Source organism: Streptomyces sp. NPDC054757, assembly GCF_053612185.1.
In genome coordinates, this window is sequence record NZ_JBSHBW010000018.1 from 122875 (window position 1) to 136766 (window position 13892).

11 protein-coding genes are annotated in these 13892 nt (G+C 70.9%); 10 read left to right on the forward strand and 1 reads right to left on the reverse strand.

Annotated features, from left to right (window positions below; translation table 11 throughout):
• Positions 1-153 precede the first annotated feature (153 nt).
• The 3 genes from ACWGKJ_RS21685 to ACWGKJ_RS21695 all read left to right on the forward strand — a co-directional run bounded on the left by ACWGKJ_RS21685 (position 154) and on the right by ACWGKJ_RS21695 (position 4000).
• Entirely contained in the window at positions 154-1032 is an 879-nt protein-coding gene (locus ACWGKJ_RS21685) for a cyclase family protein (RefSeq protein WP_385019855.1), read from the forward strand.
• Positions 1033-1063: 31 nt separating this feature from the next.
• Complete coding sequence (locus ACWGKJ_RS21690) at positions 1064-2695, forward strand: AMP-binding protein (RefSeq protein ID WP_453315793.1); 1632 nt, start codon at positions 1064-1066, stop codon at positions 2693-2695.
• A gap of 219 nt (positions 2696-2914) precedes the next feature.
• The gene (locus tag ACWGKJ_RS21695; protein WP_385019851.1) at positions 2915-4000 is read left to right on the forward strand and encodes an SMP-30/gluconolactonase/LRE family protein; all 1086 of its coding nucleotides are present in this window, start codon (positions 2915-2917) and stop codon (positions 3998-4000) included.
• Positions 4001-4202: 202 nt separating this feature from the next.
• On the opposite strand, the gene ACWGKJ_RS21700 is transcribed toward ACWGKJ_RS21695, so the two are convergent.
• Positions 4203-5741: a class I adenylate-forming enzyme family protein gene (locus ACWGKJ_RS21700; protein ID WP_385019849.1), complete on the reverse strand. Its 1539-nt coding sequence runs from the start codon at positions 5739-5741 to the stop codon at positions 4203-4205.
• 273 nt (positions 5742-6014) lie between these two features.
• Here ACWGKJ_RS21700 and ACWGKJ_RS21705 point away from each other — a divergent pair, with 273 nt between their 5' ends.
• The 7 genes from ACWGKJ_RS21705 (at position 6015) to ACWGKJ_RS21735 (ending at position 13885) form a co-directional block, all read left to right on the forward strand.
• Complete coding sequence (locus ACWGKJ_RS21705) at positions 6015-7157, forward strand: acyl-CoA dehydrogenase family protein (RefSeq protein ID WP_385019847.1); 1143 nt, start codon at positions 6015-6017, stop codon at positions 7155-7157.
• Between the two features lie 2 nt (positions 7158-7159).
• Positions 7160-8089 (forward strand): acyl-CoA dehydrogenase family protein, encoded by a 930-nt coding sequence (locus tag ACWGKJ_RS21710; protein WP_385019845.1) that lies wholly within the window; start codon positions 7160-7162, stop codon positions 8087-8089.
• Entirely contained in the window at positions 8086-9033 is a 948-nt protein-coding gene (locus tag ACWGKJ_RS21715) for an acyl-CoA dehydrogenase family protein (protein WP_385019843.1), read from the forward strand. Before ACWGKJ_RS21710 ends, ACWGKJ_RS21715 begins: the two co-directional genes overlap by 4 nt.
• On the forward strand, positions 9030-9908 hold the full coding sequence (locus ACWGKJ_RS21720; protein ID WP_385019841.1) for an enoyl-CoA hydratase/isomerase family protein: 879 nt from the start codon (positions 9030-9032) through the stop codon (positions 9906-9908). The genes ACWGKJ_RS21715 and ACWGKJ_RS21720 overlap by 4 nt, the downstream gene beginning before the upstream one ends.
• 1 nt (position 9909) lies before the next feature.
• Entirely contained in the window at positions 9910-11034 is a 1125-nt protein-coding gene (locus ACWGKJ_RS21725) for an acyl-CoA dehydrogenase family protein (RefSeq protein WP_385019839.1), read from the forward strand.
• 364 nt (positions 11035-11398) lie between these two features.
• Positions 11399-12835, forward strand: a complete 1437-nt coding sequence (locus tag ACWGKJ_RS21730; protein WP_385019946.1) for an MFS transporter — start codon at positions 11399-11401, stop codon at positions 12833-12835.
• An 84-nt stretch (positions 12836-12919) separates the two neighbouring features.
• On the forward strand, positions 12920-13885 hold the full coding sequence (locus ACWGKJ_RS21735) for a universal stress protein (protein WP_385019837.1): 966 nt from the start codon (positions 12920-12922) through the stop codon (positions 13883-13885).
• The last annotated feature ends 7 nt before the right edge of the window (positions 13886-13892 follow it).

Below are 13892 nucleotides of genomic sequence, written 5' to 3' on the forward strand. Positions count from 1 at the left end.
GTTCGTTCCGAGCCACTTCAGGGCTAGACCGGGTTGGAGTGCAATGAGTACACTGAACCCAGGCTGAGCGGGGGGCTCGCGGTGCCCGTCACGACCTGTTCCACAGCGGCGTTCGGGCCACCTCTCCAGCGAATCGCGAAAGGGACGGTCCTCATGAACTCGCAGACCCGGCCGCAGCACCGCGCGGATGACCTTCTCCGTGATCTCGGCATCCCCTCCCGAGGCGCGGTGTACGACCTGTCCTCAGGCTGGTGGCGGCATATGCCCACCTTCGACGGCTACCCGCGCTTCGAGCTCGTCACGTACAACTCCCCGCACGGCCAGCGCACATCCGGGCGGTTCCCGTTCGACAACCCCGATGACAACCAGGTCCAGTTCGGCTACGTGTCCGAGCTCATGTCGGGAAGCCTGCACACCGGGACCCATATCGACGCGCTCTGCCACATCACGTGCGGCGACAAGGACGAATGGCACGGCGGTGTGTCGGCGAACGACGCACTGGGCGACTACGGTGCCGAGCGCGGGGACGCGTCGGAACTGGCTCCCATCGTCGGCAGGGGCGTCCTCCTCGACGTCCCCCGGGCGCTCGGCCTCGATGTCCTGCCGCCCCACTTCGCCGTCGGCGAGCAGCATCTGCGGCAGGCCGCCGAAGCCGCCGGGGTGACCGTCCGGCAGGGGGACATCGTGCTGGTGCGGACGGGGCAGATGAAGTACTGGCCCGACATGGACCTGATCAGCAAGCACAGCGGCGGCAGTGGTGTCGCGCTCGACGGGGCCCAGTGGCTCGTGTCGCAGGGCGCGGGCTATGTGGCCGCGGACACGATGTCCTTCGAGGTGCGGCCTTCGACGGTGCCGGGGAATCAGCTCCCGGTGCATCTGTACCTCCTCCAGGAGCAGGGCATCCACATCATCGAGTGGGTCAACTGCGAGGGCCTGGCCGCCGATTCGGTCGCCAGTTTCCTCTTCGTGGGCCTGCCGCTGACCATTCGCGGCGGCACGGGTTCGCCGCTCCGGCCGATCGCCGTGGCGTAACCGCGCGAGAGAGGGCATCGAGATGCACGGGATGGTCTTCTCCGAACTGACTCCGGTGGCGTTCGCCGCACGCGCCGCCAAGGTGTTCGCCGACCGCCCCGCGGTCGTCGACGGCGACCTGCGGTACTCCTACGCCGAACTCTGGCACCGGGCACAGGCGCTGGCCGGTGTCCTTGCCGGACACGGGGTGCGGCCGGGCGACCGGGTCGCGCTCCTGGCCCCCAACACCCACGTACTGCTTGAGGCGCACTACGGGGTGCCGCTGGCCGGTGCGGTGCTCGTGGCGCTCAACACCAGGCTGGCGCCCGCCGAGATCGCCTACATCCTCGATCACAGCGGCGCCCGGGTGGTGATCGTGGACGCTTCCTGCCGCGAGGCGCTGACCGAGGCTCTGAAACACAGCGATGTCCGGCCGTCCGTGATCAACTCCGGGCAGCCGGGGGACGAGTACGAATCGTTGCTGTCGGGCGCCACCCCGCGGGCGGTGGCGGTCACCGACGAGAGATCGCTGCTGTCGGTCAACTACACCAGCGGGACGACCGGCCGGCCGAAGGGGGTGATGTACCACCACCGCGGCGCCTATCTCCAGGCGCTGGCGATGGCGTACCACGCGAAGCTGGACACGTCGTCGCGGTATCTGTGGACGCTGCCGATGTTCCACACCAACGGCTGGTGCTTCCCCTGGGCGGTGACCGCGGCCGGGGCGGTGCACCACTGTCTGCGCAAGGTGAGCCCGCCGGACATCTGGCGTGCCCTCCACGAGAGCGGTGTCACCCACTTCTGTGCCGCGCCCACCGTGCTGGCCATGCTGGCCGACGACCCCGGCGCGGCGACGCCGGTCTCACAGCCGGTACGGGTGTTCGTCGGGGGCGCGCCGCCCTGGCCGGCCCTGCTCGCCAGGATGAGCGCGCTCGGCATCGAGGTCCGTCATCTCTACGGCCTCACCGAGACGTTCGGCCCGGCCGTCGTGTGCGACCCGCAGCCCGAGTGGCAGGAGCTGCCGGCCGAACGGCGCGCACCGCTGATGGCCCGGCAGGGCATCGCGAACATCGTCGCCGAACCGCTGCGGGTGGTCGGTCCCGACGGCGCCGACGTACCGGCCGACGGCAGGACGCTCGGCGAGATCCTGCTGCGCGGCAATGACGTGATGCTCGGCTACTACCGTGACGAGGCGGCGACCGCGGCCGCGACGACGGCCGATGGCTGGTTCCGCTCGGGCGATCTGGGCGTGCTGCATCCGGACGGCTATGTCGAGCTGCGCGACCGGGCCAAGGACGTCATCATCTCGGGCGGCGAGAACATCACCTGCGTCGAGGTGGAGAACGCGCTCGCGGAGCACCCGGCGGTGCTGGAGGCGGCGGTGGTCGGCGCCCCGCACCCGAAATGGGGTGAGGTTCCGGTCGCCTACGTCACGCCACGGGCCGGCGCTTCGGTCACCGGGGCGGAGCTGACCGCCTTTGTGCGGGCCAGGATCGCGGGGTTCAAGACGCCGCGCCAGGTGGTCTTCTGCGAGCTGCCCAGGACGTCGACCGGAAAGATCCAGAAGAACCTGTTGCGGCAACGGGCCGCGCACGGCACCGACGCGGACGTTCAGCACACCGCGACCGGCAGCCACACCGCGATCGGTCAGGACACCGCGAACGAACTGCCTCCGGGCCGGTGACCTGAGGAAGCCCACGGCCTCGTCAGGCCGCTCCGGCGGATCCCCGTAACAGGCAGGGGATCCGCAGCCCTGCCGCCGCCCATGCCTCCGCCCTGCCGCAGCGCAGACCCTTCGCGGTCACGGAGCGGCGTTCTCGAAGCGGCGTCGCGGGGGCGCATCTCGAAGCGGCATCTCGAAGCAGCAGGACCATGACCCAAGAGCAGTGGACCGGGAGAGAACATGACCAAGACCAGGAGAACCTTCGCGCTCGCGGCCGCCTTCGTGGTGGCCCTCGCTGTCGGAGGTCCGGTGGCCGCGACCGCCGCCACGACGCACGGCACCGGAAGCGCCGGGTCGGCCGGCGCCGGAAGCACCGCCACAGCACCGGGCGGGGAGCGGGAACCCGCGCCGCGCGTCATCCGGGCGACTCAGGACGCCCGCGTGGCACCGCTGGACCCGCCGTCGGAGTACGGGCACGCGACCGTGCTGGAGGGCCCCGCCTTCGGTCCCGACGGGCGGCTGTACTTCGTCGACTTCACCGCTCCGGCCGGGAAGCCCAAGATCCTCCGGTACGACCTGCGCACGAAGGCGGTCAAGCCGCTCTACACCGACACCGCGAGCCGCTTCTCGTCCCTGCAGTTCAGCCCGGTCGACGGGAAGATGTACGTCACCGACTACGACAACGGGAAGATCGACCGCCTCAACCGCGACGGCACCGGCTTCACGACCGTCTTCTCGGGTCCGGTGGGCGGCCGGAAGCTGGTCCCCGACGACATCGCGTTCAACAGGACGGGCGACATGTACGTCACCGACTACCACGGCTCCCTGGCGAAAGCGGACGGCCGGGTGGTACGTATCGACGCCGACGGCAGCCATCCGAGCGTCCTCCAGGACGGCCTGTCCGGGCCCAACGGCATCTCGTTCACCCCGGACTACTCCGGCCTGTGGGTGGGCGAGTACAACCTCGGCCGCGAGGACGCCCTCACCCTCGCCCCCGATGGGAAGAGCGTCGTCGCGGCCGGTGTGGGGATGTCCGCCAACACCGGGAGCGGCGGATTCGACTCCAACACCGTCGACGCCGCAGGCAATGTGTACCAGGTGGTGCTCGGCTCGGGGAAGATCGTCGTCTGGAACCGGACGGGCGACCTGATCGCCACGATCCGGATACCGCAGCAGCCCAAGCCGGAACTCCTCGTCAGCAACCTGGTGATCAAGCCGGGCACGACCCACGGGTACATCACCGTGGGCGGTGACAACGGCGGTTACGTCTACAAGTTCCCGGCCCTGGCGCCCGGGATCGCGCAGTCCAACGGGGGCGGCGCCTGAGGCCCCGTCAGTCCGCTTCCGTACGGCCGGTGGCGGTGGACCCGTCACCGGCCGCTCCTGCGGGGACGCACCCGGCCGCGCCCGCACACCAGGACCCACAGAACCCGCAGACCGCCCAGGCCCCGCAGAACCGCAGAACCCGCAGAACCCGCGTACGCCGCGCTCCCGCAAAGAACCCGCAGAACCGGCGCACGCCGAACCGCTACGCCCCGGCGCCGGTGTCCGTGGCCTCGGCCAGGGCCTCCGCGCGCACCCGGCGCCGGTCGGGCTTGCTGTTCGGGGTGAGCGGGATGGCGTCGAGCAGGCGCACGTTCTTGGGGATCTTGTAGCCCGCCAGATCCGTACGGCAGAAGCCGCGCAGCTCCTCCAGGCCGACCGTCCTGTCGTCGACGGTCACGATCCCGGCCTCGACCCGCTCCCCCCAGTGCCCGTCCGGCAGTCCGTACACCACGGCGTCGGCGATGTGCGGGTGACGGAGGATCACCTCCTCGACCTCCCGCGGGTAGACGTTCTCACCACCGCTGATGATCACCTCTTTGCGGCGGCCCGCGATGAACACCCAGCCGTCCTCCGTCCGTGAGGCACGGTCCCCGATGTGCACGCCGTCGGCCCGGAACGTCTCGGCGGACTCATCGGGCAGTCCGTAGTACCCGTGGGCCTGCCAGGGGCAGGCGACCACGAGGTCGCCGACCGCACCCGCGGGGACCTCGGCGCCGTCCTCACCGATGATCCGGACGGTCGCGCCGGGAAGCGGCCTGCCCACTCCGGTGAACCGGCCGGCCAGCAGGTCCTCGTGGTCGAAGCCCATGACCGAGCCGAACTCGGTCGCACCGAATCCGGCGCGGATCCGGGCGCGGGGGAAGTCGCGCAGCAGATCGCGTACGAAGCCGTCCGTGGACGGAGCGGAGCCGAAGCGGATCGCCGTGACGTTCTCGCGGCGGGTGGTGGCGAAGTCGGGGTGGCGGCGGAGCGCGGTGAACATCGTCGGCGCGCCCATCAGCCTGCTGGCGCCCCGGTCGATGGCCGCGAGTGCGGAGCCCGCGTCGAACCGCCGCTGGATCCAGACCTCCCCGCCCGCGAGCAGCGGGGCCAGCAGGTTGGTGCCCAACGTGATGTGGAAGAACGGCGAGAAGAACAGCTCGATGTCCGCGGGTGTACGGGGATTCCCGTGGGCGCAGGTGTTCAGCCAGAGCCACAGGCTGCGATGGGTGTGGAACACGCCCTTCGGGCTTCCGGTCGTGCCGCCGGTGGCGAAGATGACGGCCATCGCGTCCTCGTCCGGGGGCGCGAGCGGCCCGCCGTCGCAGGCCAGCGGGGCCGTACGGTCCGCGATGGGCAAGCGGTCGGCGGCGGCCGGGAGTTCGATGACCCGGTAGCCCGTCTCATGGGCGAGCGGCGCGTGGGCGGGGTCGGTGATGACGGCGGCGGGGCGGAGCGTGGCGAGGTAGGAGCGTGCTTCGGGCCCGGTCAGCCGGGCGTTGAGCGGTGCGGCCACCAGACCGGCGGCGAGGGCGCCGAGTATGACCACGGTATGGGGTATGGACGGCTCCATGGCCGTCACGACCCGGTCCCCGGTGCCCAGTCCGGCCCGGCGCAGACCGGCGGCGACGGCGTCCACCGCATCGACCAGTTCGGTGTAGGTCAGCTCGCCGGAGTCGTCGCACAGCGCCCGCCGGTGCGCTCCGTGCGACCCGGCACCGATGGTGCGCAGCCAGTTGGGCAGTGTCAGTTCAGCACCCATGAAGTTGCTCCCTTGGTTGTCAACCGGCGCGGTCAGCGCGAGGAGTTCCCCTTCAAGCCATTGGCTCAAACCGTAATTGAGTGCTACTTACTCGCCCATGAAGGGGCGCTTCGCGCCGTGACTCCGCACCTTACCCTCCGACTCCGTATGCGCCAGGTCTTGCCGCCAACTCAATAAAGTGTACTCTTTTGGAGAACGCCTCATGCGACAGGCGTACAAGACCAGCAGGCGCACAACACCAGCAGGCGTACGACACCACCACGGGGAGGACTGATGGAGTTCGCTTTGAGTGAGGCGGACACGGCGTTCCGGAGCGATCTCGTCGGCTTTCTGGACCGCGAACTGGCCGGGGGGTGGAACCGCTCCGAGTGGGGTCTCGGCAGCGCGGTGTACACCGACTTCTCGAAGGGCTTCGTCCGCACCCTGGCGGACAAGGGGTGGCTCACCCCGCACTGGCCCGAGGAGTACGGCGGTGGCGGCCAGGGTGCGTGGCAGCACTTCGTGCTCGGCGAGGAGATGTGGAAGCGGGGTGAGCCCCGCGGCCCCCAGTACATGAACGTGAACTGGGTCGGCCCCTCCCTCATCAAGTACGGCACGGATGAGCAGAAGAAGGAGCTCCTGCCGCCCATCGCCCGGGGCGATGTCTTCTGGTGCCAGGGCTTCTCCGAGCCGGAGGCCGGCACCGACCTCGCATCGCTGCGGACCCGCGCGGTGCGCGACGGCGAGGAGTACGTACTCAACGGCCAGAAGATCTGGACGTCGTACGCGAACGAGGCCGACTACTGCTTCCTCCTCGCCCGCACCGGTTCCGTAGCGGACGGGCGGGACGGGATCTCCGTCTTCCTGCTGCCGCTGAGAACACCGGGCGTCGAGGTCCGGCGGATCGACGGCTTCGTCGGGGACCACTCGTTCAACGAGCTGTTCCTCACCGATGCCCGGGTCCCCGTGACCGCCCTGCTGGGCGAGGAGAACAAGGGCTGGGACATCGTCCGCAGGACGCTCGCGTACGAGCGGGTCGGCGCCCCCCGCTACGCCCGTGCGGCGCTGGTGCTCGACGGGCTCGCCGACCGGTGCCGGGCGTCCGGCCTGCTCGGGGACCCCGGTGTGCAGGAGCAGTTCGGCGAGGCGAGGGCGCTCTGCGAGGCCGCCCGGATCCTCGTCTACCGCGTCATCGACGAGCGGGCCAAGGCGAAGGAGCCCTCGCCCATGGCCTATCAGGCCCGCGCGGCGATGGTCCAGGCCGAGCGCGCGGTCGGTGATCTCGCGCTCGACGTCATGGGGAGCGAGGCGCTGGCCGAAGGGTCGGCCGGTGACGCGCAGTTCCGTAACTCGCTGGGCGCCGGCATCGCCGCGGGAAGCTACGAGGTCCAGCTTAACCTGATCAGCCGCCTGATCCTGAAGCTGCCGAAGGAATAGACGTGGATTTCGAACGATCGGACACCCAACGCGCGCTCCTGGACGCCCTGGACACCCTGCTGAGCCGGCATGCCGGTACGCAGCGCTGCCGGGAGCTCGCCGCCCGCGGGGCCTACGACCACCGACTGGAGTCCGAGCTGCGCGCGGCCGGCTTCCTCGGCCTGTTCGGCGAGGCCGACGCGGGACCGCTGGAGGCCACCCTGGCCGTCGAGCGGATCAGCGCCGAGCTGGGCGCGATCACGCCGGTCCCGCATCTGCTCGTCCTGCCCGCGCTCGGGCTGCCCGCGGCCGAAGGTCCTGTCGTGCTGGCCGCCGGTCACGGCTCGGGCCCCGTACGGTACGGCGGCGAGGCCGGACAGCTCCTGACCGCGGGCGACGACCGGTGCACCGTCGCGGAGCTGAACCCCGGCGAGGCCGAGCCGGTTCCCTCGGCGTACGGCTTTCCGCTGGCCCGGGCGGTCCCGCGGGGTGCGCGAGAGCTGGGGCCCGGGACGGCACGGACCATGACCGGCTGGTGGCGCGTGGGGGTCTGCGCCGAGGCTCTCGGGATGATGCAGCAGGCGTTCGACCTGACCGTCGCGTATACGAAGGACCGCACCGTGTTCGGGCGCGCCCTCGGCTCGTTCCAGGCGTTGCAGCACCGTCTGGCCGAGGTGAGCGTGCTCATCGAAGGGGCGCGCTGGCTCACCTATGAGGCGGCCTTCCTGGGTGCCACCCCCGAGTCGTCCGCCGTCGCCGCCACGCACACCATGACCGTACTGGCGCGGCTGACCCGGGAGACCCACCAGATCACCGGTGCGGTCGGGCTGACCAGGGAGCACGACCTCCACCTCTGGACGCTCCGCCTGCAGGCGCTCAGGGCCGAGCTCGGCGGTCTGCGCGCGCACCGCCGTGCCGTGGTCACCTCGCGCTGGGGAGTCGCGGCGGCATGAGCGAATCTGTCGGCTTCACCCCGGATCAGGAAGCGCTCGCCGAGTCCGTCCGGCGCTACTGCGCGGACCGGTGCACCGATGAGGTCCAGCGCGCGGGTTCGGATTCGTTCCCCTGGCCGTTCTGGCGCGGCCTCGCCGAACTCGGCGTGCTGGCACTGGCGGAGCCCGGTGAGGAGGGCGGGGCGGGCGAGATCTCCGCCACCGCCATGGAGCTGGGACGTGCCTTCGCGCCCGGCCCCTGGACGGGGACGGTCTTCGCCGCACACGCGCTGCCGCCGGAGATCGCGTCCCACCTCGTCTCCGGTGCGCGTCTGGTGTCGTGCGGAGCCCCGCCGCTGATGCCCTGGGCGACCCTCGCCGAGATCTTCGTCGAGACGGACGGCGAGCGGTCCTGGCTGGCGCGTCCCGCCGGTGAGGTGAGCCCGGTGGAGACCCTGGGCAACGAGCCATGGGGGCGGGTGCGGCTGGAGCACGTACTCCCGCTGGAGCGTGTCCGGGCGGCAACGGACCTCTCGGGCCTGGCACTTGCCGGATATCTGTGGGGCGCGGGCAGGCGTCTGCTGGACGCGGCGGTCGAGCACGCGGGCACCCGGGTGCAGTTCGGCCGTACCCTCGGCAGCTTTCAGGCCGTCGCCCATCCGATCGCCGAAGCGGGCCTCGGGCTGGAGGCCGCCGACAAGCTGATCAAGGTGGCAGCGCAGGCGATCGACCGAGGACACCCGCAGGCGTCCGGTCTCGCCGCCGCCGCGCGGCTGTCCGCCTCGCGGGCCGCCATGGACGCGGCCTTCGTCTCCCATCAGACGCACGGCGCCATGGGTTACTCGGTGGAGGGGCCGGTCGGCCACATCGCGCAGCGCATCAGGCAGCTCTCCCTGCTGCCGTCGCACGCGGACCGGACCGGCGAGAAGGTACTGGCGATGTATTCGGAGAGTGGTCGGGAATGACGCAGGACCAGCAGGGCAAACAGGACCAGCAGGACCAGCCGGACCAGCAGGCCGAACAGAGCACCGCAGCCGCCGGAGAGCCGGAGGTGCTCTTCGAGAAGCGCGACCACATCGCGTACATCACGCTCAACCGGCCGCACAAGGGGAACTCCCTGACCGGCGCGATGATGCCGCAGATGAAGGCCGTATGGGGCGAGGTGCGGGACGACCCATGGATCCGGGCGGCGATCGTCACCGGCGCCGGGAACCGGCATCTGTGCACGGGCGCGGATGTGAACGCGGTGGCCGACCGGGGCGGTATGAGCACCGGCACCGGCCCGCTGACCGACGAGGTCTTCTGGTCGCCGAAGCAGAACCGGGTGTGGAAGCCGGTCATCTGCGCGGTCAACGGCCTGGCCGCCGGGGCCGGGCTGCACTTCGTGGTCGACGCCGACATCGTGGTCGCGTCCGAGCAGGCCAGTTTCATGGACACCCATGTCAATGTCGGCCTGGTGGGGGCGATGGAGAACATCGGTCTCGCCAAACGCCTGCCGCTGGGCTCCGCGCTGCGGATGACCCTGATGGGCAAGGGGTACCGGATGCCCGCGGCGCGCGCCTACCAGCTGGGTCTGGTGGACGAACTGGTCGCTCCCGAACGGCTCATGGAGACGGCGGACGAGATGGCCCGGTGCATCGCCAAGAACTCCCCGGCCGCGGTTTCGCTGTCCCAGCAGGCGATCTGGGGGTCGCTGAACATGGGATACGCGCAGGCCTGTGAGTACGGCTGGGCGCTGCTGCGGATGCACTGGGCCCACCCCGACGCGAAGGAGGGGCCCCGGGCCTTCGCCGAGGGGCGCGAACCGAAGTGGACCACCGCGGCCGGCAGGGAAGACTGACATGGACGTCGGATTCACCCCCGAGGAGGAGGCGTTCCGCCGCGAAGTACTCGGCTTCCTGGCCGGGCACCAGGGGGTGGACGGCTACTTCCACCGCGGCGAGAACACCGCGGACGGCGTCCGGAAGGTCTACCGGGCGCTCGGGGAGCGCGGCTGGCTCTCGCTGTCCTGGCCCAAGGAGTTCGGCGGTGAAGGGCTTTCACCCGCCTACGAGTTCATCCTGTGGGACGAGATGGCCTACGCACGGGTCGCCAGGCCGCCGATGGGTCCCGGCCTGGTCGCCAAGGCCCTGATGACCCACGGGACGGCCGAGCAGTGCGAACGCCTCCTGCCCGAACTCCGTTCCGGGCGGCTCAACTTCGCGCTGGGCTACTCCGAGCCGGACGCCGGATCGGATCTGGCGGCGGTACGGACCAGGGCGGCGCGGACCGGTGACTCGTACGAGATCGACGGCGCGAAGTGCTGGACGTCCAACGCCCACTGGGCCGACTGCATCTGGCTGCTCTGCCGGACCGGTGGACCGGACAGCAGGTCGCGCGGGCTCAGCGTCCTGATCGTTCCACTGGACCACCCCGGCGTCACCGTCTCGCCGATCCCCACCCACGACGGCGGGCGTCTGAACGAGGTCCGCTTCGACGGAGTACGGGTCCCGGCGGAGAACCGGGTCGGCGAGGAGAACGGCGGCTGGCAGGTCGTCGCCTCCGCGCTCGCGGTCGAACGGCATGTCCAGTTCCCGCCCAAGCGGCTCCGGCGCGACCTCCAGGACCTGATCGCCTGGACGGAGAAGACGGGCCTGGGCCACGATCCCGTCGTCCGGCGGCGACTGTCGGACCTCGCCGTGAAGGTGGCCGAGGTCGAGGCGCTGGGGCTGGCGCTGCTCGGCGACATCATCAGCGGCGAGCCGTCGGCGGTCCCCGCGGCGTACCACAAACTGGCCGGCACCCTGCTCACACAGGACATCGCCCGGTCGGCCATGGAGTTCGGATCGAGCGAGGCGCTGGTCAAGGAGACCGACGTCGAGTTCATGTGGCGCCAGGCGATCCTGGAGACCATCGGCGGCGGGACATCGGAAATGATGCGCGGGCTCATCGCGCGCCAGGCGTTCGGCCTCGAAAGCAAGGGCTGAGGCACCGGCCGTCGGTCACCGGGGCGGGGAAGCCCGGCCACCGCCAGGTTCCCTGCCACCACCACATTCCCTGCCGCCACCACAACCTCTGCCAACCGCTGCCGCCACCACGTTTCTGCCACCACCAGAATCCCTGCCGCCACCACGGAAAGCAGCCTTCGCACCGCACGAACCCCAACACCCCGCACGCTCAAGGGAGTCAGTCATGCCCGCTGCACCCTCCGCGTCGTCCCCGGAAACCCCGTCCAACCCATCCAGCCCGACCAGCCCGTCCACCCCGCCCACCCCGTCGCCCCCGGAAAACCCCGGGAGACCCCGCGGGTCCGGTACCGGAAGACCACCCACGGCACCGGACCCCGCCCTGCTGCGCAAGGTGGCGCTGTCGAGCCTGCTCGGCACCGTCATCGAGTACTACGACTTCCTGCTCTACGGCACGATGGCCGCCCTGGTCTTCGGCCCGCTGTTCTTCCCGGACTCCAACTCCACGGTCGGCACGATCGCCGCGTTCGGAACCCTGGCCGCCGGCTATGTCGCGCGCCCCGTCGGCGGCGCCGTCTTCGGGCACTTCGGAGACCGGCTCGGACGCAAGACCGTACTCATCGTGACGATGCTCCTGATGGGCGCGGCGAGCTGTCTGATCGGGCTGCTCCCCACGTACGCGACCATCGGCGTCGCAGCACCCGTGCTGCTGATCCTGTTCCGCATCGTCCAGGGCATCGCCATCGGCGGTGAGTGGGGCGGCGCCACGCTGATGGTGGTCGAGCACGCCGACGCACGCCGACGCGGCCTGTGGAACGGCGTGATGCAGATGGGTTCGCCGATCGGTTTCCTCCTGTCCAGCCTCGTGGTCACGGCGATCACGCTCCTCCCCCACGACCGGTTCCTGGCCTGGGGCTGGCGTATCCCGTTCCTCTTCAGCGCGGTGCTGCTCGGCGTCGGTCTGTACGTACGCCTCAGCATCACGGAGAGCCCGCTGTTCCAGCAGGCGGCAGCGGCCCGCGACCAGCAGGACGCGGAGCGGCCACCCCGTATCCCCCTGGCCCGGGTGCTGCGCGCGCCGCGCGTCCTGGTCCTCGCCTGCGCGATCGGCATCGGCCCCTTCGCCCTGACGGCCCTGATCGGCACCTTCATGCTCACGTACGCCAAGGCCGTCGGGTACGAGACGTCCGACGTGATGACCGGCCTCACGGCCACCGCGCTCACCGGGCTGGTGGCGATCCCGTGCTTCTCCGCGCTGTCGGACCGCCTCGGCCGCCGGGCGGTCTCCCTGGCGGGCGCCGCGGGTATCGTCCTGCTCGCCTTCCCGGTCTACGCCCTGATCAACACCGGCTCCGTCCCGCTGCTGATCCTCGGCATGGTGGTCGGCCAGGTGGTGCAGAACGCGATGTACGCACCGCTGGGCCCGCTGCTCTCCGAGATGTTCGGCACCCAGGTGCGCTACACCGGAGCCTCCCTGGGCTACCAGCTGGCCGCCCTCATCGGCGGCGGCTTCACCCCGCTCTTCGCGAGCAGCCGCCTCTCGGCCTCGGGCGACATCTCCAGCACTCCGCTGGCCGTGCTGGCCATCGTCTGCGGCCTGATCACCGCTCTCGCCCTCTGGCGCACCGCGGAGACCCGGGGCCGTGATCTGTCGGAGGTCCCGGACCCGGCCGCCGCCGCCCCGCGGAACCGGCGCCGCGCCGGAAGGCCGTCCGGGGGCCCCGGCGGGAGCGGACGGTCCGGACGTAACGAACAGAACGTACAAACCGGGTTGACCAGATGGACCGGACGGACCGGCCCTCTGGAGGAACCACCTCGGTAGACCGGGCCCGGTCGCGGGCCGGCCGGGCCGGCCGGGCCGGTCGGCCCACGGTTCCGCCCTGACCGGCCCTACCCGGGTGCGGCGATGCCCGGAAGGGTGGGAGGCACCAGGAGCCGCAAGCTGGCGGAGGTGACGGTCATGGGCGTGGTCACTCTCGGATACGACGGCTCTCCGGAGAGCGAAGCCGCCGCCGACTGGGCAGCGGAGAAGGCCGTACGGGAGGACAAGGCCCTGCGGGTCCGCTACGCGTGGGAGTGGTCGCCCTACTCCCTCGTCCTCATGGACGCGGAGACGGAACAGCGGTGGGTGGAGAACCTCGCCCGGCAGGAGGCATCCCGGCTCGCGAAGCGCTACCGGGGTCTCCGGGTGACGGGGGAGCATGTCGCCGGCCCCCCGGCGGAAGCTCTCATCGCCCACTGCCGGGACAGCGAGATGGTGGTGCTCGGGTCGAGGGCCCTCAGCAGTGCGCATGGATTCCTGGTGGGGTCCGTGGCCCAGTCCATGGCCGCGCGCAGCGACCGCCCGGTGGCACTCATCAGGGTGCCGACCGCCCCCTCCACTGAGACGGGTCCCCCGTCGGCGCCGCTCGCCGGGCGGCGCGAAGTGGCTGTCGGCGTCGACCACTCGGCCGACATCGGCGGCCTGCTGGCCGTCGCCTTCGATGAGGCCGCCCAGCGGGGGCTGGCACTGCACGCCGTGCACTGCTGGAGACCGCACGGGATCGCCGCCGTGGACAGCGGGCTCCTGAGCGACGCACGCAAGTCGGAGCTGATCCGCGAGGAGGAGACACGGCTCGACGGCATCATCCGGCCGTGGGCCGAGAAGTTCCCCGGGGTGGAGGTGGTCGGCGATGTCCATCTCGGCCGCCCCGCCGAGTACCTGGTGCACGTCTCCCATCAGGCCGCACTGATCGTGGTGGGCCGCCGCGAGAACCGGCACGAGCTGGCCGGGCCGCGGATGGGGCATGTGACGCACGCGGTCATGCACCATGCGCAGGCTCCGGTCGTCGTGGTGCCCGAGCGACCGGAAGGCGACGGGTGGGTGCGGTAGGTGAGGA

What these genes read in the sequence shown, in the direction of transcription:
- ACWGKJ_RS21685 (WP_385019855.1), top strand. Translation starts at nt 154, where the DNA reads ATGAACTCGCAGACCCGGCCGCAGCACCGCGCGGATGACCTTCTCCGT.
- ACWGKJ_RS21690 (WP_453315793.1), top strand. Translation starts at nt 1,064, where the DNA reads ATGGTCTTCTCCGAACTGACTCCGGTGGCGTTCGCCGCACGCGCCGCC.
- ACWGKJ_RS21695 (WP_385019851.1), top strand. Translation starts at nt 2,915, where the DNA reads ATGACCAAGACCAGGAGAACCTTCGCGCTCGCGGCCGCCTTCGTGGTG.
- ACWGKJ_RS21700 (WP_385019849.1), bottom strand. Translation starts at nt 5,741, where the DNA reads ATGGGTGCTGAACTGACACTGCCCAACTGGCTGCGCACCATCGGTGCC.
- ACWGKJ_RS21705 (WP_385019847.1), top strand. Translation starts at nt 6,015, where the DNA reads ATGGAGTTCGCTTTGAGTGAGGCGGACACGGCGTTCCGGAGCGATCTC.
- ACWGKJ_RS21715 (WP_385019843.1), top strand. Translation starts at nt 8,086, where the DNA reads ATGAGCGAATCTGTCGGCTTCACCCCGGATCAGGAAGCGCTCGCCGAG.
- ACWGKJ_RS21720 (WP_385019841.1), top strand. Translation starts at nt 9,030, where the DNA reads ATGACGCAGGACCAGCAGGGCAAACAGGACCAGCAGGACCAGCCGGAC.
- ACWGKJ_RS21725 (WP_385019839.1), top strand. Translation starts at nt 9,910, where the DNA reads ATGGACGTCGGATTCACCCCCGAGGAGGAGGCGTTCCGCCGCGAAGTA.
- ACWGKJ_RS21735 (WP_385019837.1), top strand. Translation starts at nt 12,920, where the DNA reads ATGCCCGGAAGGGTGGGAGGCACCAGGAGCCGCAAGCTGGCGGAGGTG.